This window comes from Pseudomonas sp. GW822-FHT06B12 (assembly GCF_058799675.1).
In genome coordinates this window covers 14,132-34,961 of the sequence record NZ_JBXALR010000001.1, presented here as the reverse complement: position 1 = coordinate 34,961, position 20,830 = coordinate 14,132, and the positions used below count along the sequence as shown (strand labels likewise).

The 20,830-nt window shown below is 56.8% G+C and carries 19 protein-coding genes and 1 pseudogene; 6 read left to right on the top strand and 14 right to left on the bottom strand.

What is annotated here, in order from left to right; all coding sequences use genetic code 11:
- Positions 1–25 precede the first annotated feature (25 nt).
- The 3 genes from AC1RKH_RS00175 to AC1RKH_RS00165 all read right to left on the bottom strand — a co-directional run bounded on the left by AC1RKH_RS00175 (position 26) and on the right by AC1RKH_RS00165 (position 2,382).
- Complete coding sequence (locus AC1RKH_RS00175; protein ID WP_493060593.1) at positions 26–952, bottom strand: LysR family transcriptional regulator; 927 nt, start codon at positions 950–952, stop codon at positions 26–28.
- Positions 949–1,923 carry a quinone oxidoreductase family protein gene (locus AC1RKH_RS00170; RefSeq protein ID WP_493060592.1) on the bottom strand — a complete coding sequence of 325 codons (975 nt, stop codon included), beginning with the start codon at positions 1,921–1,923 and terminating at the stop codon, positions 949–951. The genes AC1RKH_RS00175 and AC1RKH_RS00170 overlap by 4 nt, the downstream gene beginning before the upstream one ends.
- Positions 1,924–2,052: 129 nt before the next feature.
- Entirely contained in the window at positions 2,053–2,382 is a 330-nt protein-coding gene (locus tag AC1RKH_RS00165) for a hypothetical protein (RefSeq protein ID WP_493060591.1), read from the bottom strand.
- A gap of 237 nt (positions 2,383–2,619) precedes the next feature.
- On the opposite strand from AC1RKH_RS00165, the gene AC1RKH_RS00160 reads away from it, so the two are divergent.
- The 4 genes from AC1RKH_RS00160 (at position 2,620) to AC1RKH_RS00145 (ending at position 5,859) form a co-directional block, all read left to right on the top strand.
- The gene (locus AC1RKH_RS00160; protein ID WP_493061349.1) at positions 2,620–3,528 is read left to right on the top strand and encodes an alpha/beta fold hydrolase; all 909 of its coding nucleotides are present in this window, start codon (positions 2,620–2,622) and stop codon (positions 3,526–3,528) included.
- A gap of 140 nt (positions 3,529–3,668) precedes the next feature.
- Positions 3,669–4,487: a diaminopimelate epimerase gene (gene dapF, locus AC1RKH_RS00155; RefSeq protein WP_493060590.1), complete on the top strand. Its 819-nt coding sequence runs from the start codon at positions 3,669–3,671 to the stop codon at positions 4,485–4,487.
- A gap of 144 nt (positions 4,488–4,631) precedes the next feature.
- The gene (locus tag AC1RKH_RS00150; protein WP_493060589.1) at positions 4,632–5,075 is read left to right on the top strand and encodes a hypothetical protein; all 444 of its coding nucleotides are present in this window, start codon (positions 4,632–4,634) and stop codon (positions 5,073–5,075) included.
- Positions 5,076–5,232: 157 nt separating this feature from the next.
- On the top strand, positions 5,233–5,859 hold the full coding sequence (locus AC1RKH_RS00145; protein ID WP_493060588.1) for a hypothetical protein: 627 nt from the start codon (positions 5,233–5,235) through the stop codon (positions 5,857–5,859).
- 576 nt (positions 5,860–6,435) lie between these two features.
- Here the strand turns inward: AC1RKH_RS00145 and AC1RKH_RS00140 are convergent.
- The 5 genes and pseudogenes from AC1RKH_RS00140 to AC1RKH_RS00120 all read right to left on the bottom strand — a co-directional run bounded on the left by AC1RKH_RS00140 (position 6,436) and on the right by AC1RKH_RS00120 (position 11,762).
- Positions 6,436–8,196 carry an isocyanide synthase family protein gene (locus tag AC1RKH_RS00140; RefSeq protein WP_493060587.1) on the bottom strand — a complete coding sequence of 587 codons (1,761 nt, stop codon included), beginning with the start codon at positions 8,194–8,196 and terminating at the stop codon, positions 6,436–6,438.
- Positions 8,197–8,223: 27 nt separating this feature from the next.
- Positions 8,224–8,940 (bottom strand): HAD family hydrolase, encoded by a 717-nt coding sequence (locus AC1RKH_RS00135; protein ID WP_493060586.1) that lies wholly within the window; start codon positions 8,938–8,940, stop codon positions 8,224–8,226.
- Positions 8,940–9,935: an L-tyrosine/L-tryptophan isonitrile synthase family protein gene (locus AC1RKH_RS00130; protein ID WP_493060585.1), complete on the bottom strand. Its 996-nt coding sequence runs from the start codon at positions 9,933–9,935 to the stop codon at positions 8,940–8,942. Before AC1RKH_RS00130 ends, AC1RKH_RS00135 begins: the two co-directional genes overlap by 1 nt.
- A gap of 188 nt (positions 9,936–10,123) precedes the next feature.
- Positions 10,124–10,237: pseudogene (locus AC1RKH_RS00125) on the bottom strand (GNAT family N-acetyltransferase); the annotation flags it as partial.
- Between the two features lie 94 nt (positions 10,238–10,331).
- Positions 10,332–11,762, bottom strand: a complete 1,431-nt coding sequence (locus tag AC1RKH_RS00120; protein ID WP_493060584.1) for an aldehyde dehydrogenase family protein — start codon at positions 11,760–11,762, stop codon at positions 10,332–10,334.
- Positions 11,763–11,886: 124 nt separating this feature from the next.
- Between AC1RKH_RS00120 and AC1RKH_RS00115 the strand changes: the two genes are divergently transcribed.
- Positions 11,887–12,789 (top strand): LysR family transcriptional regulator, encoded by a 903-nt coding sequence (locus tag AC1RKH_RS00115; protein WP_493060583.1) that lies wholly within the window; start codon positions 11,887–11,889, stop codon positions 12,787–12,789.
- A gap of 321 nt (positions 12,790–13,110) precedes the next feature.
- Here the strand turns inward: AC1RKH_RS00115 and AC1RKH_RS00110 are convergent, their stop codons facing one another.
- The 6 genes from AC1RKH_RS00110 to AC1RKH_RS00085 all read right to left on the bottom strand — a co-directional run bounded on the left by AC1RKH_RS00110 (position 13,111) and on the right by AC1RKH_RS00085 (position 19,486).
- Positions 13,111–13,500 (bottom strand): hypothetical protein, encoded by a 390-nt coding sequence (locus AC1RKH_RS00110; RefSeq protein ID WP_493060582.1) that lies wholly within the window; start codon positions 13,498–13,500, stop codon positions 13,111–13,113.
- Positions 13,501–13,587: 87 nt separating this feature from the next.
- A complete protein-coding gene (locus tag AC1RKH_RS00105) occupies positions 13,588–14,034 on the bottom strand; it encodes an NUDIX hydrolase (protein ID WP_493060581.1) in 447 nt (148 codons plus the stop codon).
- 78 nt (positions 14,035–14,112) lie between these two features.
- A complete protein-coding gene (locus AC1RKH_RS00100) occupies positions 14,113–14,661 on the bottom strand; it encodes a cupin domain-containing protein (RefSeq protein ID WP_427543784.1) in 549 nt (182 codons plus the stop codon).
- 359 nt (positions 14,662–15,020) lie between these two features.
- The gene (locus tag AC1RKH_RS00095) at positions 15,021–16,319 is read right to left on the bottom strand and encodes an NAD(P)/FAD-dependent oxidoreductase (RefSeq protein WP_493060580.1); all 1,299 of its coding nucleotides are present in this window, start codon (positions 16,317–16,319) and stop codon (positions 15,021–15,023) included.
- Between the two features lie 52 nt (positions 16,320–16,371).
- Positions 16,372–17,862, bottom strand: coding sequence for an aldehyde dehydrogenase (locus AC1RKH_RS00090; RefSeq protein WP_493060579.1), 1,491 nt, complete (start codon positions 17,860–17,862; stop codon positions 16,372–16,374).
- Between the two features lie 247 nt (positions 17,863–18,109).
- Positions 18,110–19,486 (bottom strand): glutamine synthetase family protein, encoded by a 1,377-nt coding sequence (locus AC1RKH_RS00085; protein ID WP_123427633.1) that lies wholly within the window; start codon positions 19,484–19,486, stop codon positions 18,110–18,112.
- A gap of 280 nt (positions 19,487–19,766) precedes the next feature.
- Here AC1RKH_RS00085 and AC1RKH_RS00080 point away from each other — a divergent pair, with 280 nt between their 5' ends.
- Positions 19,767–20,528, top strand: coding sequence for a gamma-glutamyl-gamma-aminobutyrate hydrolase family protein (locus AC1RKH_RS00080; protein WP_493060578.1), 762 nt, complete (start codon positions 19,767–19,769; stop codon positions 20,526–20,528).
- The last annotated feature ends 302 nt before the right edge of the window (positions 20,529–20,830 follow it).

Here is a 20,830-nt window from a genome sequence, read left to right as displayed (position 1 = left end):
TTTGAAGTGGGAATTAATCAGACGGTCAAATAGCCCATGGGGGCGCGGGGATAAATTTTGACTCGATCCATTGTTTGAAGGCTATTACTACGGCGCTGGGAAACTTAGCTGACGGCCTGACCAGGTAAACCCCTCCGGCGGTGTCCAGCTGCCAGTCCGGGAGAACATGAAGCAACTTTCCGGCCGCAATGTCATGACGCATCAACCATTCGCCAGCACCCAGTATTCCTGAATCAGCGCAAGCCGCGGCAAGTAATGATTCGCTGTCGTTGGCCGTCAGGTTTCCTTTTGGCGAGACGGTCTGAAATTCGCTGCCGCGATAAAGTCTCCACTGCGGAAAAGACGTAAGACCACTGAAGCGAAGGCAATTGTGCTCGATTAGATCGTGTGGGTTTTCGGGCATGCCGTGCTTTTCGATGTAAGCCGGCGAAGCACACAGAATCCGGCGATGGTCACTTAGTTGCATGGCTATTAGTCGGTTGTCTTCCAATTCTCCGATTCGGATCGCAACGTCAAATCCTTCGTCAATGATGTCGACCAGACGTTCGCTATAGTCTGCGAGAATCGAAACGTGCGGATGATCCCTGAGAAACTCCGGCAACATCGGGCCAAGCCAACGCCGTCCCATGGCTGCCGGCAGTGCGAGTCGCAATGTACCTCGAACTTCGCTGGCACCTTCCGCCGCCTGCTGCTGCGCTTCATCCATCAGGCCTATGGCCGCGCGCAGACGCTCCTCAAGCTTGGCGCCTACTTGCGTAATTCGAACCTGCCGGGTTGAGCGCTCGACGAGACGGACACCGAGGCGCTTTTCCATCGCGGCCAGTCGTTTCGAGACGATGGTAGGGTGTCGCTGCAGAAGCCGGCCTGCAGCGACAAAGGAGCCTTGCGAGGCAACTGCCAGAAACGCAGCGATTTCGTCACTGTGCTGATTATTCAGAACGTCAAGATTCATGGTTTTAGAATGATAGCCCCCGATGACCGCCCCGACTCCAACGCTGTATGCGCCTGCGATGCATCTTTCAGAGCGTAGCTGGCCCAGATCCGGGGCTTAATAATACCCGCACCTACGGCGGCCAACACATCCTGCGCCCGCTCTTGGTACTCAGTGACACTGGCGGTGTGCGCTGCCAGCGACGGACGTGTCAGGAACAGCGAACCTTTAGCGTTGAGCGTCGACAGCTCTACAGCCGAGGGTGCACCTGACGAAGCCCCAAACGATACCATTAGCCCTCGTGGCCGGAGGCTATCCAAAGACGCCTGGAAAGAAGCACGGCCGATTGGGTCGTAGACCACGTCGACCTTTCTGCCTTGGGTAATACGGCTGACCTCGGATGGCAGGCTGTCGGCATCGAACACCAGCACTTCATCACAACCCGACGCCTGCGCTTTTTCGATACTGGCCTTTTTGGAAACCACGCCGATTACTGTCGCCCCCAGGTGCTTGGCCCATGGCACCATGATTTCCCCCAGTCCTCCCGCCACACCATACATCAGGATAGTTGTGCCCTGAGCGACAGGATAGGTGGTTTTTAACAGGTACTGCGCCGTGATGCCCTTGAACATCACGGCGGCGGCATCATCGAACGACAAAGCGTCTGGTATCTTCACCAGCCGCTCGCCCGGATAAAGTCGGGCCGACGCATATGAGCCAATGGGGCCGGTGGCATAAGCGACACGATCGCCAACTTGCACGTTGCTGACACCTTCACCAATGATGACGACCCGTCCGGCTCCCTCCAATCCGAGTCCGGATGGCAGCGCAACAGGCACTACGCCCTTGCGGTGAGTCACGTCGAGGAAGTTGACCCCAACGGCCTCCTGTTCAATCCAAACCTCGCCTGGCCCTGGCAATTGTTCACTCAGCGGGTCCAGGTTCAATACCTCAGGCGCGCCGAACTGGTTAAAGCGGATAGCGGATACCATGGTCGTTTCCTCCAGAGTCAGAAGCTGTTTCCAAACAGATGCCGCCAGTGTGAGAACTGATCCTCTAATGAACAAGATGGGCTGATTGCAGAACATTAATGCATGGATTGCAGCAATAACATCCTTGAATTAGGTGCTGCGTAAAGCGATGAGGGACGAAGCAAAGCTGAAGATACCGAGGTAGTCGCTACGTGTCCGCAACGAGTCGAAGCAATCGTTCACGAACGGCTGGTATTGGCCGATGCTGTTGAAAAAGTCGGTCCGCCCAAACTGCCAGATCATTAACTGGTGAAAATGCCTTTTTTGCATGTCGCTACGTGAATTCTGAGTCCGGAAGCTCCTGCCAAAAGTAAAGATTTCAATCTCGGACGCGTACTTTTCTGCTGTGCAAACCATGGCCGACTTTTTCAACGGAATCGGCCGATTTCTGCCTTTGGCCAACGGCAGCTTTGGTGGCATTGGTGCCGCCACTACACCGGGTCAGGATGACGACCAGCAATCAAAGCCAAACGGTCTAAGCTCATCCGAACGGGACCTTATCGTGCTTCAGAAGACTCGCCATTTTGGTCGTATCGGCTTGCTGCTGGATGGGGCATGTCGATTATGCGCATCACGTTGCGCCGCCAACTCTCGCCGCCCAAGCGACACGCACATTGGCTCAAGGCCCCTTCCACGCCTACGTCCGGAGACACCATCATGATCCGCGCCCTGCTGACCGCTTTTATGCTGCTTGCTCTAAGCCTCCCGGCACAGGCTCAGGTGACGCCATTTCCTGCCTCCTTTCGTATTCAGGACATCCCTGTAGAAGGCGTCACACTCCATGTGCGCGTCGGTGGCAAGGGGCCGGCCGTGGTGCTGTTGCATGGCTTTGGCGATACCGGCGATATGTGGGCGCCATTGGCCGCCGATCTGGCCCGGGATCACACGGTCGTGGTGCCGGACCTTCGCGGCATGGGCTTGTCGTCGATCCCGGACGGCGGCTACGACAAGAAAACCCAGGCGGGCGACATCCGTGCGGTGTTGGCCGCGCTGGGTATCGAACACTCAGTGGTCATCGGCCACGACATCGGTACCATGGTCGCCTTCGCTTACGCCACGCGTTATCCGCAGCGTACTGATCGCCTGGTGGTGATGGATGCGCCCGTGCCGGGCATTCCGCCCTGGAACGACATTGTCCGCTCACCGATGCTTTGGCACTTCGACTTCGGCGGGCCGGATGCTGAACGCCTGGTGGCCGGTCGTGAGCGCATCTACCTGGACCGGTTCTGGAATGAGTTCGCGGGCAACCCCACCAAGGTGGATGAAGCAACCCGCCAGCATTACGCCAAACTCTATGCCCGCCCCGGCGCCATGCGGGCAGCCTTCGCCCAGTTTCGCAGCATCCGTCAGGATGAGGTGGACAACAAAGCGTCGATGGCGACACGACTGACCATGCCGGTGCTGGCCATTGGGGGTGAAAAATCCTTTGGAGCCAATGAAGCGATCGTGATGCGTAATGCAGCGGACAAGGTCACGGAAGTGGTGGTGCCTGGGGCAGGACATTGGCTGATGGAAGAGGCACCGACACAGACTATTCGGGCTGTTCGCGACTTTATTGCGCAGTGATGGGTCGAGATCTCGGAAAGTTTTTTGGAAGGCCCTGCACTCAGGGTCAGCCCCGCGGTAATTTAAGGGGCTAGACGATAGCTGTAAATAAATCTGAAAATCATCTAGCTAGCCTACCCACCTCTCGCCAGGGTCGATCAATGCCGCTGAGCTTTCATAAAATGCACGCCAATGGCGATGACTTCGTTATCGTGGACTCGCGAAACTCGTCCAATCCAATGACAAGTAACATGGCTCGGCGGATGGGGGATCGGAACCGGGGAGTCGGATTCAATCAACTCGTAGTGGTGCTCGATTGCGATGATGCAGATGCGCGCTTGATGTTTTGGAATGCAGATGGCTCCACGCTGGACACTTGTGGCAGCGCAACGCGGGGTGCCGCGGATATGCTGATGCGCGAATCAGATATTACTTCGCTAGCGCTCCGAACCAACCGTGGTCTACTAACGTGCGAACGAACCTCAACCGGCGCAATTTCTGTCGACATGGGAGAGCCGCTTTTCGGCTGGTCGGATATTCCTCTGGCTCTGGAAATGGATACTGCTGTTTTGCCACTTGCTGGCAGCCCAACAGCTTGCAGCATGGGAAATCCGCACTGCACCTATTTTGTGGATGATCTAACAGCTGTCGATATCGCGACAATTGGACCGACAATTGAAACCGCCCCCCTATTTCCCCTCAGGACGAACGTGCATTTCGTCCAGATCATTAACCGAAAGCACATTCGATTGCGCATTTGGGAGCGCTGGGGCGGTATTCCGCTTGGTTCAGGCTCCTGCTCATGTGGCGCCGCTATTAATGGAATACGTCGTGGCTTGTTAGACAATTCCGTTGAGGTTGAATGTGATGGCGGAACTGTAACGGTTCAATGGGATGGCGTGGGACCGGTCTTTCTCATCGGACCGGTAGAGACGATTTTTTCGGGAATAATTACAGATGGCCTGGTACAGGCTTTGTAGTTTCTATATCTGTGATAAACAGCGAAATTAATCATTCACAACCAAAAGTTGGTACTTATTGCGCAACAAAGGGGACACCCATTCGCGTCGCTTACTCGGAGCTGCACTCCGCAGCCCTCCCCTAAACCAAACATTAGGCTTCGTATGCATCCAGTAGCGAAAAAATATTTTGAGTTACATCCAGAGAAACAAAAAAAGGTCCAGATTGATCTTTGCAAAAAGGCTTATAAGCTTTGGCTTAACTACACCAGCAACAACGGAATCACTGAATACCGTGAAACCATTGCAGGAACAGTGCAAAAAATTGACTTTTCTTTACCCTGCGACGCAATAGAAGCAGTCATCCATGGTAAAGACGAATTAAATATTAATGAGCGATACTTAGAACCTGCTGCGGCCCTACAAGACGAAGATCTAAAATTTAGCGCCGACATGGAAATGGCATATTATTCAATTTACAACCTTTACCAGCACCACATAACAGGGAAGCTAGGTGATAGCTGGATTATAGTTAATCAGGCTCTATCAGCACTCGGAGAGCACAATACGATTAAACATTTAGAAGCTGCAATTAATAATGCAGCCTAACCCTATACAAAGGTGACAGATCTATTTACTCAAATAGATCTGTCACCTTTTTCCTAAGCAGATTTCCGGCCCGCTGATTAACCAAACGCTGGCAGATTTTACGTAGCAACGCCGACTTCAAAACGGCGCATGCGTTTTCACCCAGCCTGGGGCGAAAGTGGACGCTCGCATCACCTGTGCTAACGTACAGCGAAATTTTCAGGCTCGCTCGACCGAAATGAATACTTCATACCTCGATCCACTGCGTCAGACTATCGGCCAGCTTCCCATCTCCCCACCACCGTCCCCTTGGGAGATCGCCGCTCAGTTTGCCGTGGGAAGCCTTCTAGAAGTTGGTTTCGACCGCGACTCCGAACTGTTACTGGTGACCTCCAGCTCAGGACGTAGCGTTATCGATTGCCTGACAGGTCAGAAGATCGCAAGAGACTATACGGAGGATGTCGAAAGTAATCAGTACCTGGAGGCTGAAGGTATCGGTCCACTGACAGGCAAGACTATCCCCATGGCCGGTATCAATGGAGGCAGCCTGCCTGTGGGTGCTTTCGACGGTTGGGTGATCGAGAACGTTCCCTTGAATTGGCCGTGCCATCATTTACTTCTGGTCGAGCCGGGTTCATGGCTGTATGGCGCCCGATATAAACAGGCCAGTGCCTTTCACAAACTGGCGATCGAGATCGGACTGAGAGCTTTCGGGTTCTCCTATACTGGCCAAACCTTAATTATCGCTACATCGGACAGCCTGATCGTTTACAGGCGTAGCACAACACCAAACGCTGCTCTGTGAGTTCAATGTCCGTCTATAGAGAACAAAGGGGCCACAGATTTATTTTTGGGCCAAGATTTGTGCCTAGGAGCGGAACCCGCCAAGGCAGTAAATAAATCCCCCCCTTCCTGTTTTTGTATAAAAGGTAGACATCACTGTGGAGAGATTCTCAATTTATAGCGGAGATGTTTTGGTAGGGCACTCGACACTCGAACAAGGGGATCCACCCATGGGCGTAGTTTTTGGTCAGTTCGAACCTGCCGATGGGTATTCTGTAATCCAGAATGAATGTTGCACAAACCATCACGATCAGTCCGCACTAAATATTTCTGTTCAGACTGAAGCAGGTATGGTTATTCCATGCGCTGGCGTGAGCATCCTGGATTATTCGAAAGAGCTTCTGCCTCCTTGCATTGAGATAAATATACTCGGCGTTCCATATCACTTATATGAGAAATTATTTACTCAACACATTGCTTCGTACGAATACCAGTTTAGTTAAACGAATGTGAAGGCAGCCCCAATGACGTCAAACGGACTACCTATAAGGGAATTTCTTGCAAGGCCCTGTCTCCAGGGCCTGCCAGACAATAGCGGTCAGTAAACCTGCACCCGCCACAGCTCCCGCGAGGAGGAAGCCGCCGACATCGGCAGTCGGCCGTGCAGCGTCCGATAGTTGTCGACCAGCACCAGATCACCTTCGCTCCATTGATGGGCGATCAGGCAGTCCGGGTCATAAACCAGCGCGTTGACCTGTTCAAGCAGCGCCTGTTGGGCCTCCTCGTCATGGTCCTGCACAGACTGGCTCAGGGTCTGCAATGCCGAGTCGGTGCCCTCTTGGTAACGCAGGATGAGTTCGCCGCTACGGGGGTTATGATCCACCAGGCTGTACATGCGCGGCGAACCACCGAAGTAGGTCATCTTGGTGTAGTAGGTGATGTTCACCGCCTGCCATTGTCGGGCGACTTGCTGCCCGACTTTTCGCAGCACGTTTCGGCTGTCGACGATGGTGGTCTGCCCCTCGCCCGGTTGCGGCGCTGTCTTGCAATACAGCATGAATTTGCTGGCGCAGAATTTCGGATTGCGCTGAACCTGTGCGTCGCTGTCGGGCAGCATGTTCAGGTCCCAGTGCAAAGGCGTTTTCTCCAGCGAGTGCACCACGCCTTGAGGTTTGTCCGCGGGCTTGACCACATGCACAGCACCGAAGGCCCACTCGTACAGCGTGCCAAAGCGTTCGCAGCTGCGAGCAAAACTGTCCTGGTCGTCGAAGCGACAGCCCTTGAGACAGACGAAACCAAAGGTTTCCACCAATGCCTCCAGCAGGCCGCTGGACAGTCGCTCGAAACCCAGCCCCAGCGGGTCTCGCACCACCAGGCCAAATAGCGGAAGCTTTTGCAGTTCGTATTCGAAACCTTGGGCCTGCGGGGTTTCTGTTTGGTGGTAGAGCCATGGCCGCCCCTGCCAGGTGACCAGCACATGGTGGTCGAGGTCGACCTGGGCCCGTGCGCGAAGACGCTGGCTACCATCGATGTTGCACACCGGCACGGCATGCCAGGGGCTGTCGACACGGGTCAGCCCTTCAGCCAACCCAAAGGTAAATTTGGGCCCGGCATTGCTGTACTGATGAACCGATAATCGAATGTCATCGCCGAAGAAACGATCCACTGCCGCATTCAATGCCTGCCCGCGAAACATCATCTGGTAGGCTTTGAAGTTGATTTGCTGCAGGTACTCGTCCTCGCTCTGCCCGCCCTCACGGCACAGGCGCAGGTCGTTGTACAAATGACTACAGAGGTTGTCATGAGCCTGGCTGAGGGATTCATCGTGCCGGCTCTGCTCGATCAGTTCTCCAAGGTTTTTCCAGGGTAGACGGGCCTGCTTGACCAGGCTGGCGCGAACCGCCTCGGCACTACGGGCCTGCGGGAACAGGTCTTCCATGCTGACCCACTGAATCGTATGGGTGGTGCACAGTTCACGCAAAGCCCGGTTGTAGGCTGCGCGAACGTCGTCGGCCACCCCAACAATGTCATTGAACGTCGTCCCGTCGCTGAGGATCGACACCACACAGCCCGGTGCGTGCAACGCGGCGATGGCTTGTCCGAGCTGGTCGAGGCGCTCGATGGCCATCACCTCACCATAATCCGGCAACACGCCGAATGTCTGGTCACTGGCATTTGGCGACTTGCAGGGAAAACCTGGCAGTACCAGACGCACTGGCAGGTTCTGATCAAAGCACTGCCCCAGGCTGCGAGCCAGATGCGCTCTGCCTTGTGTTTCGAAACAATCATCCGAGCCTTTGAGCAGATAACCAGCCAGCAAATCGCTGACGGCAGCGATCCAGGCATCTCTATGTTCCATAGAACAACTTCCTTGAGGGTTTGTGTATCAATAGGATTTGACGGTATCGCCATGCTCGGTGAACGCATGCGCTGTCCCGCAGACTTGCTGCAGAATGCGCAACAACCCGGCCGGTTGCTCACAGCAGAAGTTCGGAGCTTGGGCCTTCAAAGTATGAGTCAGGCCATACCCCCAGGTGACTGCTGCCGAGTACATACCTGCAGCACGGGCGGTTTTCAGGTCGATCTCTGTGTCACCGACGAACAAACAGTGTTGCGGATCAACCGACAACCGCCGGGCGGCTTCCCATGCCACATCTGGCTGAGGTTTGAGTGACCTGCCCGTGCGATGCCCCAGAATCGGCCCGAAAGTATTCTGCGGCAGCAATGTTCTGGAAACCTGCAAGGCCATTTCCTCGGCCTTGTTGGTCACGATAGCCAGCGGCAGCTGTAACTGGCGGCAGCCTTCGAGCAATTCCAATACACCGCTGAATGGCCGGGAAAATTGAACCAGGTTGTGCTGATATAGCGTCACGTAGCGCTGGTGCAGGGCGATCGCATCAGCGATACCAAACTGCGCAGCAACCCGCTCAATCATCGCAGTGGTCCCGCCACCGATATACCCCCGCACTGTTTGCGCAGTCAGCGTCGGGTAACCGTGTTCGAGTAACACCTGGTTCAGACACCAGGTGATGTCAGGCAAGGTGTCCACCAAGGTTCCATCCAAATCGAAGAGTACGGCTTCGACCCGCAACCGAGACGTCATCATTGAGCACTGGCGTAGTGACAAGGACGCCCCTTGCGGAACACCAGACGGTGGTAGCGCTCATCGACATTACTGCGTTTTTCGAGGGTGACCACACCCCGTCGTTTGATTGCTACCGAATGCCAGGGAGTACGCCACAGGTCACTGGTTGGCACCAGCCGGATACCGATCTTCGTCGACACCGCCAGTTGCGGGTGAATCGACAGGCGCAGGCAATGCGGGTAGCGCGCCAGTAACAGCGCGCTCCAGGCTTCACTACGCTGAATCACCCGCTGGGAGGCCGGCTTGGCGACCTTCTTCACCGCATTCAGGCTCATGCCGGCGAATACCTTGAGCCCCGAGTAATCCTCGGAAAGAAAGCGGTGGATACCGCAGTACATCAACATCATGTGCGGTTCATCCTTGAAGCGCTGCTGCAACAGGATCAATGACTGGCCGTGCTCAATCATCATCTCCTCACGCATGGCGTCCAGACAATCAAGCTGAGGATAGGCATCCCTGAGGTCGAAATGGGCGAACGTACCGGGATAAAGCTGTTCGGCGTAGTCCTGGATAGCGTCGGTGTAAGCCTTGACGTCAGAATCGGGAACATGCACCAAGTCAGAGAACACATAGCCATCGGAGCAGATATGAATCAGCGCGCCCGGCGCATAGATCTCCTGGATCTCCTCACACAGGCGGTGTAACTCGTCGATTGCATGGTGTTCAGCAAGATCAGGGAGATGGCTGAGGGTTTTCTTGCGGCTGGGCGACTTGCCGGGAAAGGCTGGCAAGACCATTTCGACCTTGCGACCGCTCTCGACCGCCTGCATTACCTTCGCCAGATGGGGTTCCAGCACCTGCAACGAAAGCTCATGATCCTGTTCCGGGGCGAGACTACGACGCCGAAACAGACATTCGAGGATTTGCCGGGCAATGTTCATGTGCGGGGTGTTCTGATGCGCATGCACCAGCTGACCGCCCGCCTGTTGGGCAACGGTATTTGAACCTTGCATAGACAATCCTTTGTGTGGTGAATAATGGCTGTTTTTTGGCCATTAGCAGATATGCCTTATCTGCGGGGCGGCTAAACTCCTACAAGTCGTGAGAGTTTGTCAATCGTGGCCATCAGGAATATTACGTCCTGCTCGAGCCCCCGCCCTCAGCGGTCTGCCGCCAGTTAAGCAATCAACCCCTGCCTAGCCTACAAAAACCCTTTCACCATCGGTACACAAGCCAACTGAAGCCCGGAAGGTGAATAGTAAGTAGCAGGTTCGTCACCCACGAAACCGCAGCGCCGGTAAAAGTCAGCTGCGTTGCAATCATTCGGAGCTCTCCTGGAAACCAGGAACGATTTCCGCCCTGTTTCCGATGCTATCCACCCAGTGCTCCCTGACAGAAATCCGACCCAGTCATTTCAACGGGTCATACGTGACCAATGTCTTCGGTTCCAGATACGCGCTCATCCCCCACCTGCCCATTTCGCGCCCAAGGCCTGAATGCTTGAATCCACCGAAGGGGGCACGCGGTTCGTGGGCCAGGGTGTTGATGAGCACACGTCCCGAATCGATCTGACGGGCGATATTCACACAGCGTTCGGGGCTCTTTCCCAGCACCAGGGCGCTCAGCCCATAGTCCGTATCGTTGGCAATGCTGATCGCATCAGCGTCATCCTCGTAGGGGATGATAGTCAGCACGGGGCCGAAGATTTCCTCACGCGCGATGCGCATCCGGTTGTTGGCATCAGTGAAGATCGTGGGCTTCACGAACCATCCGGCGTGCAAGCCTTCCGGGCGACCTTCGCCACCTGCCAGCAACCTCGCGCCTTCTTCCTGGCCGATACGGATGTAGCGCTGCACCCGTTCCCATTGTTTCTGGCTCACCATCGGGCCGATGTCGGTGTCGGCGTTGCGCGGATCGCCCGATTGAATCTGTGAGACGCCCTCCTTCGCAACCCTCTCGAACTCTGCCAGCCGGCTGCGCGGCACAAGGATGCGAGTGCCCGCGATGCAAGCCTGGCCGCTGTTGAGAAATCCGGCTTGCAGCACCAACGGCATGACCGCCTGGAAATCCGCATCGTCAAGCACCACGGTGGGCGACTTGCCGCCCAGTTCGAGCGTCACGCGCTTCATGGTGTCGGCACCGGTTCTTACCAGATGCTGGCCGACAGCGGACGAACCCGTGAACGAGATCTTGGCAACGTCGGGATGGCGGGCGATTTCCTCGCCAACCACATCGCCCCGTCCGTTGACGATATTGAATACACCCGGTGGCAGCCCCGCTTCGTGCAACGCCCTGACCACGACCTGCGTCTGCAACGCGCTCATCTCGCTGGGCTTGATGACGGCGGTGCAGCCTGCCGCCAGCGCGGTGGCCAGCTTGTTGCAGATGAAGCCCGCATTGCTGTTCCAGGGCGTGATCAGACCGGTAACGCCCACGGGCGTCAGAATGACCCTGGCCATGCCGACCTGTTCCTCGAAATCGAACGCCTCCAGTGCATCGATCGCTTGCGCAATCACATCAGCCGGATAAGTCGCCATCCAGCGCCCGCGAACCGCAGGCGCGCCGTATTCCACGAGGATGGCTTCCAGCAGCTCTTCCTCCCTTGCCGCCACGGCCCGGTGCATGCGTTGCAGTGCCGCAATGCGCTCCTCACGACTGGTGCGAGCCCAGGCCGGGAACGCAGCCTTGGCGGCTGCGATGGCACGCTGTGCGTCCAGTGCATCGCCCAGCCGAACCTGACCGATGACTTCTTCGGTGCTCGGGTTATGGAGGTCGAACCATTCCTGACCGTGAGGAATGACGAACTCGCCGTTGATGTAGATGTGTTCAATGCGCTGCATGGCGACTCCTCGTTCAAAATGACTCGCCTGAATCGAGCCTCTGTGAAGCTAAGTCTAAGAAGGGTTCATTGTTCCGATAAGCTATCCTTTGGCTTATGAAGCATCCGCATTTTCAGGACACTCCATGCACAGAACAGGAATGACCGAGCTGGAAGTGGTTCTGGCCGTTGCGCGCCGCAGCAGTTTTCGTGGCGCGGCACAGGAATTGGGCATGTCCACCACCGCCGTGAGCAGCGCGGTGGCCGGCCTGGAAGCGCGCCTGAAAGTGCGCCTGTTCAATCGCTCCACGCGCAGCGTTGCCCTCACCGACATCGGGCAACGCTATGTGGAGCGCATTGCCCCTGCATTGGCGCAGATCAAAAGTGCCGGCGAAGAGGCCAGCGTCGGCCCCGACGAACCCAGCGGCACACTGCGCATCAATGCACCGCATGGCGCGGCCTACCTGCTGCTGGAGCCGCTGTTCAAGCAGTACGCTCAGCGCTATCCCGAGGTGCGCATCGACATCGTCAGCGAATCAAGCATGGTCGACATCGTCGCCGGGGGCTTCGACGCCGGGATTCGCCTGGCAGAGTCCATACCGCAAGACATGATTGCCGTGGCGCTGTCAGGTGACATCCGGATGCTTGTGGTGGCAACGCCCGAGTATCTCGAACGCCACGGCGTGCCCGAGCACCCGCGAGACCTGCTCACCCATCAGAGCATCGGCATGCGCATGGCCCACGGTGGCCTCTACCATTGGGAACTGGAGCGCGACGGCCAGAAGTTGCCGATGGATCTGCCGGTGCGCTTCGCGTTCAACGAGTTGCTGGCCATCAAACAGGCCGTGTTGTTGGGCCTTGGCATCGGTTTCATTTCCGAGTGGTTCATCCAGGAAGAACTGGCAAGCGGCGCCCTGGTGCCGGTGCTGATGCCGTGGTGCCCGTCGTTTGGCGGGTTGAGGCTTTATTACTCGGGTCATCGCTTCGTGCCGGCGCGATTGCGCGCACTGATTGATCTGGTGCACGAGTTGCGGCCCAATCTGGTTTGATTCGGGCGACGAGTCGGCACGGGATGGCGCTTAACCGCAATCGAATATCGTGACTATTCTTTTCGGTCATAGAGCCAACAGGAGTTGCTCACAAACTCTGCCGGACGTACCCAGAACGGACTCAAGCCGCCGTCCCTCGTCGATTGTTATTACTCACCTCAAACTGCCCCACTAGCTTTTGCAGTTTGTTGGCATTGAGCCTCACTGCTTCAAACATGAATAACAAAGAGGTAACAAAGGGGACAGATTTATTTTTGACTAAAATGCTTCCCTAGTAGCGGAACCCGCTTAGGTGGTAAGTAAATCCGCGCCCCCTTTTATCTAGTGAGATTTTGACTGCACTTTGCCATTCACAAAGGTAACCACCATATATACGTACACTTCAGTACCCCACGTATAGACCTGTACACTTCCACTGGTGCCAGCTTCTTTTCCTGGTATTTTGACTATACTCAACACCTGCTGATACGTCATTCCAGGCTTTATCGCGTCATACTGCTCATCACTGATATCGGGGCGTTGCGCCTTGATAGTTTCCAGATCAGGAAAGCCATTTTGATAGGTAACAGAATTCCCACTTCCAGATATGACTGGGCTGTTGGCGCCACTACTGCTCTGCGAAACTGCTTTGTCCGGCAGCACTAATGCGCCTACAGATGCTATTGCTCCCAAGATCCCTGCATACAGTGCTACTTTCTTGACATTGACCATGTAACGTCCTTGATTTTTCTATTGAAAGCGGATTGGATCATCTGATCGAAAAGCGATGGGGGCAGATTTATTTTTTGACTCCAGATGTCAGTCTAGCAATGAAACTTTCTTCAGCAGTTCGTAAAGCCCATGAGGCACCAACGGCGATTCGTCAGTGAAGCTTGCGCAAGAATGCCACTTCGCTATGAAAGCAGCACCATCGCTCTCTTGACCGTTCAAGTGCGACAATTCGTAGACACCTGAATCCACAAACTTCGCATCGTACACCTGTACTATTTCGTGCCCTGGAGTGCCGTTGTACGTGAAGAGACTTTCAAGCGTACCGAGCAAGCGAACTTCTGTGATCGCTAAACCAAGTTCTTCCTGTACCTCTCGCACAACGGCCTGGGCACTGGTTTCGCCGAACTCGATGCCGCCACCGACCGGGCGGAAGAAGGTCTGTTTTTTGATGGGGTCGTAAGCTTCGTTGACCAGTATCTTTCCATCGTGATGGAAGACGCAGAGTGCGAGGGGGCGGATGCGTTGTGCGGTCATGAAGTAAAGTCCATTTATTTTGAAGAATGCCTGTAGCAACTGCCAAAGGCTGCTACAGGTCGGCGTCCATTTTAGATATCAGAAGTTCGCCGGGGTGTTAGCGCTGATGATTTCAGCCTCATCCGCCCCAATATTCCGAAACCGATGCGGCAGCGTCGTCGGAAAGTAATACCCATCCCCGGCATTCAACACACTAACCTGCCCATCCACGGTCAACTCAACCGTGCCCCGCGTCACCAGCCCACACTCCTCCCCTTCCACATGCACAATCGGCTCTTCCCCCGAACTGGCACCCGGCGCGTATTGCTCGCGCAACAGCCGCATCTGCCGGCTCGGCACCGACGCGCCAATCAGCAGCAACCGCAGGCCATCACGGCCCAGGTCGGGCTGCTCGTTGGCGCGGAAGACGTATTTGTGCTCTTGGGGTGGCTGATCGAAGGTGAAGAAGTCCGCCAAAGACATGGGAATGCTTTCGAGGAGTTTTTTCAGGGAACTGACGGAGGGGCTGACTCGATTCTGTTCGATCAGGGAGATGGTGGCATTGGTGACGCCGCTACGCCGGGCCAGCTCGCGCTGGGACAGTTTGTAGCTTTCGCGTACTAATTTGAGTCGTGAGCCCGTGTCCATGACAGCCTTATGCGAGAAATACTTAAGGGTTATGGGGGTGGATGGCGGGCGACTTTTGGCCGCGAAAAACACCGCTTCCCTGTCCCAGAAACGTGAAAGGCGGGTATTAAATCACGTTTGTTCGTGTTGCTCAGCAGGTTCGATAAACGGCAGAAAAATAGAGCCTGCTGACGGTAATTGTCCATCAAGGCGCGAAACCTAATGTGGGAGCGAGCCTGCTCGCGATAGCGGTGTGTCAGGCAGCATCGATGGTGGCTGACATGACCTCATCGCGAGCAGGCTCGCTCCCACATGGATTGCATTTAACTGACTTGCATTGTCCGGCGGGACCTTTGGGGGTGGCCACCGGTAGGTGCAACCTAGATACCGAAGCGGTCACGCATGGCGTAGTACACGGCGCCCATGGCGGTCAGCGGGGCCTGGAAGGTGCGGCCGCCGAACATGGGCATGTGCGGCAACGAGGCGAAGGCATCGAAGCGTTCGGCGTCGCCGCGGATCATTTCCGAGATCAGTTTGCCGGCCAGGTGCGAACAGGTAACGCCGTGGCCGCTGTAACCCTGCATGTAGTAGGCGTTTTTCTCGATACGGCCGAATTGCGGCATGCGTGACATGGTCAGCAGGAAGTTGCCGGTCCAGCGGTAGTCGATCTTCACGTCCTTCAATTGCGGGAAGGTCTTGAGGATTTTCGGCTTGATCAGTTGCTCGATGTCATCCGGCTCACGCGCGCCGTAGACCACGCCGCCACCGTACAGCAGGCGGTTATCGGCGGTCAGGCGGTAGTAATCGAGCAGGTAGTTGCAGTCTTCGACGCAGTAGTTGTTGGTGATCAGGCTCTTGGCGACTTTGGCCGACAACGGCTCGGTGACCACGATCTGCGAACCGCACGGCATGCTCTTGCGGGTGACGCGGTTGTCGAGGTCCTGAGGCAAATAGGCGTTACCAGCGATCAGCAGGTACTTGGCCCGTACCACGCCTTTGGCGGTGCGCACGGTGATCGGCTCGCCGTAGGTGATTTCCACCGCCGCCGATTGCTCGTAGATCTTGCCGCCCAGGCCGATGATGGCCGAGGCTTCACCGAGTGCCAGGTTCAGCGGGTGGATGTGGCCGCCCTGCATGTCCAGCAGGCCGCCGACGTAGTTGTCCGAGCCGACTTCTTTGGCGATGTCCTTGGCGTCGAGCATTCTCAGGTTCTGGTTGCCGTAACGCTCCCAGCTGCTTTTCTGCTCGGCCAGGCCTTTGAGCTGCTTCTTGTTCAGCGCCGCGAAAATACCGCCGGGCTTGTAGTCGCACTTGATGTCGTATTGCTTGATGCGCGAACGGATGATGTCCGCGCCCTCGAAGATCATGCTGCCCAGTACTTCGGCAGTCTTGTCGCCATAACGCTGTTCGATGACATCGACGTCGCGGCTGTAGGAGTTGACCAGTTGACCGCCGTTGCGACCGCTGGCGCCGTAGCCGACTTTGGCGGCTTCCAGCACGGTAACGCTGTAGCCCGCCTCACTGAGGAACAGGGCCGACGACAAACCGGTGTAGCCCGCGCCGATGACGCAGACATCGCACTCGACCAGTCCTTCGAGCACTGGAAAATCGATAGTCTCGTTGCGGGTCGCGGCGTAGTAGCTGTTTACATGAGTTTGTTTAACAGAGTTTTGCTTCATAAATTTCTCCGATGGCCGCAGGCACACGCCTGCGACCGCCGCTGTAAAAGTGTTAGAGCTTGATCCAGGTCGCTTTGAGTTCGGTGTATTTATCGAACGCATGCAGCGATTTGTCCCGACCGTTACCCGACTGCTTGAACCCACCGAACGGCGCGGTCATGTCGCCGCCGTCGTACTGGTTGACCCAGACGCTGCCGGCGCGCAAACCGCGAGCGAAGGTGTGGGCCTTGCTCAGGTTGCTGGTCCAGACACCGGCGGCCAGACCGAAGATGCTGTCGTTGGCAATCGCCAATGCTTCTTCAGCCGTGTCGAAGGTGATCAGCGACAGCACCGGGCCGAAGATTTCTTCCCGGGCAATGGTCATGGCGTTGGTCACGCCGTCGAAAATCGCCGGCTCCACGTACAGGCCACCGGTGTCTTCGAGGGTGCGACTACCGCCCGCGATCAGTTGGGCGCCCTGCTCTTTGCCAATGCTGATGTAGCGCAGCACGTTGTCCAGTTGGCGCTGATCGACGACTGCGCCGACGGTGGTTTCTGGGTCCAGGGCATGCCCCGGTTTCCAGGCTTGCAGTGCTTCCACCAGCAGTGGAATGAACTGCTCGCGAATCGAACGCTCCACCAGCAAGCGCGAGCCCGCGGTGCAGACTTCGCCCTGGTTGAAGGCAATTGCACTGGCCGCCGCTGTAGCTGCCGCGCGCAAATCCGGCGCGTCGGCAAATACCACGTTCGGGCTTTTGCCGCCGGCTTCCAGCCAGACGCGTTTCATGTTGCTTTGCCCGGCATAGATCAGCAGTTGCTTGGCAATCGCCGTCGAGCCGGTGAAGGCCAGAACGTCGACGTCCATGTGCAGCGCCAGCGCCTTGCCGACGGTGTGACCGAAGCCCGGCAACACGTTGAACACGCCTTTCGGGATGCCCGCGTCCAGCGCCAGTTGAGCAATACGGATCGCCGTCAGCGGCGATTTTTCCGAAGGCTTGAGGATGAACGAGTTACCCGCTGCCAGGGCCGGGGCGAACTTCCAGCTGGCCATGATCAACGGGAAGTTCCACGGCACGATGGCCGCGACCACGCCTGTCGGTTCGCGAGTCACCAGGCCCAACTGATCGCGAGGCGTGGCGGCGACTTCGTCGTAGATCTTGTCGATGGCTTCGGCGTTCCAGCGGATCGCGTTGGCGGTCGCCGGAATGTCGATGGCCATGGAGTCGCTGATCGGCTTGCCCATGTCGAGGGTTTCCAGCAGCGCCAGCTCTTCCTGGTTCGCCAGAATCAGATCGGCGAAACGAATCAGGATGCGCTTGCGCTCCGCCGGGGCCAGCTTGGCCCAGACGCCGGATTCGAACGTGCGGCGCGCGACCTGCACCGCCACATTCGCGTCGGCTTCGTCGGTGCTGGCGACGTTCGCCAGAAAGCGGCCGTCCACCGGGCTCATGCATTCAAAGGTGCCGCGGCTGAGTGCCGAGCAGTATTGGCCGTCAATGAATGCACGACCTTCGATTGTTAAGGACTGGAAGCGTTGCTCCCAGTCGCTGCGAGTGTTTGTCATTGTTGTGACTCGACGCAGAGAAATAAGTAGTCGTCGGACTAAGGCCTGTCGGTTAAGGATCAGAAAACTGCGGTCACTGTGGGAGCGAGCTTGCTCGCGATGGGGCCATCACCTTCAGCATTGATGGCGACTGATCCACCGCTATCGCGAGCAAGCTCGCTCCCACAGGGGATTGGCGGTGGACACATGCTCTGTGTACATCACCAATCTCGCAGGTTTTTCACCTTAAATGACGGGCTTTAGCCAATCAGACCGTGTGCAAGTACCAGTTGTACTCAAGGTCCGAGATGGAGTTCTCGAACTCGGCCAGCTCGCTTTCCTTGCACGCCACGAACACGTCGATGTACAGCGGGTCGATGTACTTGGCCATGACTTCGCTGTCGTCCAGCTCGCGCAGTGCATCGCGCAGGTTGTTCGGCAGGCTCTGCTCGTTCTGCTCGTAGCTGTTGCCTTCGACCGGTGGGCCCGGCTCGATTTCGTTGGTCAGGCCGTGGTGAATACCGGCCAGCACCGAGGCCATCAGCAGGTACGGGTTGGCATCGGCGCCGGCAACGCGGTGTTCGATGCGCACGGAGTCAGCAGAACCGGTTGGCACACGGACCGCAACGGTGCGGTTGTCGATGCCCCAGCTCGGCGAGTTCGGCACGTAGAACTGTGCACCGAAACGACGGTATGAGTTGACGTTCGGGCAGAGGAAGGCCATCTGCGCCGGCAGGGTCTCGAGCACACCGCCGATCGCGTGACGCAATGCGGCGTTCTGCTCGGGATCCTCGCTGGCAAAGATGTTGTTGCCTTCTTTGTCGAGAATCGAAATGTGTACGTGCAGACCGTTGCCCGCCTGGCCCGGATACGGCTTGGCCATGAAGGTGGTGTCCATCTCATGGTCGTAGGCGATGTTCTTCACCAGACGCTTGAGCAGGACCGCGTAGTCGCAGGCCTTGATCGGGTCGGAGACGTGGTGCAGGTTCACTTCGAACTGCGCCGGCGCACTTTCCTTGACGATGGCGTCGGCTGGAATGCCCTGCTCTTTCGCGCCTTCGAGGATGTCTTGCAGGCAGTCGACGTATTCGTCGAGGTCGTCAATCAGGTACACCTGGGTCGACATCGGACGCTTGCCGGACACCGGCGAACGTGGCGACTGCGGACGACCGTTCACGTTGTCCTGGTCGATCAGGTAGAACTCCAGTTCGAACGCGGCGCAGATGGTCAGGCCCATCTCGTCGAACTTGCGCACCACATTGGCCAGCACTTCACGCGGGTCGGCGAAGAATGGCTGGCCTTCGAGTTCGTGCATGGTCATCAACAGTTGCGCGGTGGGGCGCTTCTGCCAAGGCTCGATGCTCAGGGTGCCGGGAATCGGGTAGCAGATTCGGTCGGAGTCACCGATGTCCAGACCCAGGCCGGTGCTTTCCACCGTGGAACCGTTGATGTCCAGAGCGAACAGTGACGCCGGCAGGTTAATGCCTTTTTCGTAAACCTTATGAAGACTGGTGCGCTCGATGCGCTTGCCGCGCACCACACCGTTCATATCCGCAATCAGAAGGTCGACGTACAAAACCTCAGGATATTTCTTAAGGAATGCGTTTGCTTCGTTGAGTTGAACGGCACGCAGAGGGACCGACATGATGCACCTATTAGCTGTTAATTATTATGTTCACCGCACTTTCACGAGCCCAGTCAATCCGAAAGGCAAAGTGAAGTCAATAGCGAACACTCGACCTTTCAACGTTATTTTTTGGGCCTTTTCAGGGCGCGAGAGTGCCAAATAAGCTTTTGAGCGAGCAAAAATCCTGAACATCGGACGTACGGCGTTGAGAATTTTTTACATGAGAGTTGTTAATTAAAATCAACGAGGCTAAGCTCCGGAAAAGCTCGTTCAAGTGTGAAACTTCGAGGTGATAAAAATGGCACTCAAGCCATTGATCGGCGTTACTGCGTGCGTCAAACAGATTGGCCTGCACCCCTACCACGTCAGCGGCGACAAGTACTTGCGTGCTGTCAGTGTCGCGGCTTTGGGGTTGCCGGTGGTCATTCCTTCCTTAGGCGATCTGACCGAGATTGATGAGGTGCTCGCGCATCTCGACGGTTTGCTGCTGACCGGCTCGCCGTCGAATGTGGAACCCTTCCACTATCAAGGCCCCGCCAGCGCACCCGGCACGGATCACGATCCTGCCCGGGACAGCACCACCCTTCCCTTATTACGTGCAGCGATTGCCGCCGGCATTCCGGTGCTCGGTATCTGCCGCGGTTTTCAGGAAATGAATGTGGCGTTCGGTGGCAGCCTTCATCAGAAGGTCCACGAACTACCCGGCATGCTTGATCACCGGGAAGCGGATCATCCGGATCTGGCGATGCAGTACGCACCGGCTCATGCGGTCAACGTGCAACCGGGCGGTGTGTTCCAGGCGCTGGCATTGCCGCCGGTGTTCCAGGTCAATTCGATTCACAGCCAAGGCATCGACCGACTTGCCCCCGGCCTGCGCGCCGAGGCCATCGCACCCGATGGCCTGATCGAGGCGATCTCCGTCGAACACAGCAAGGCCTTCGCCCTCGGCGTGCAATGGCACCCGGAATGGCAGGTCCTGGCCAACCCTCCCTACTTGAGTATTTTCCAGGCGTTCGGCGACGCGTGCCGACAACGGGCGGCGCTGCGTAATACGCGCTGACTTAACACTCGATTAATCAATTTACTGCCCCCGTGAGTCGGGCGGGTGCGCCCTCGCGCATCCGTGACTCACGAAAACTACAAACCGCAATAACAACAAGTACGACCAGGCAGCCAGGACGGCGGCGCCGAATTAGCCCGACCGACGCGGGTAACCCTGTAGGAGCCGAGCTTGCTCGCGATGGCGGCCTGACAGTCAGCATTGATGTCGACTGTCAGGGCCTCATCGCGAGCAAGCTCGGCTCCCACAAGGCCCGTACCCGGTGCGGGTTCGCAATCAACTATTAAGTCAGGCCGCATTGG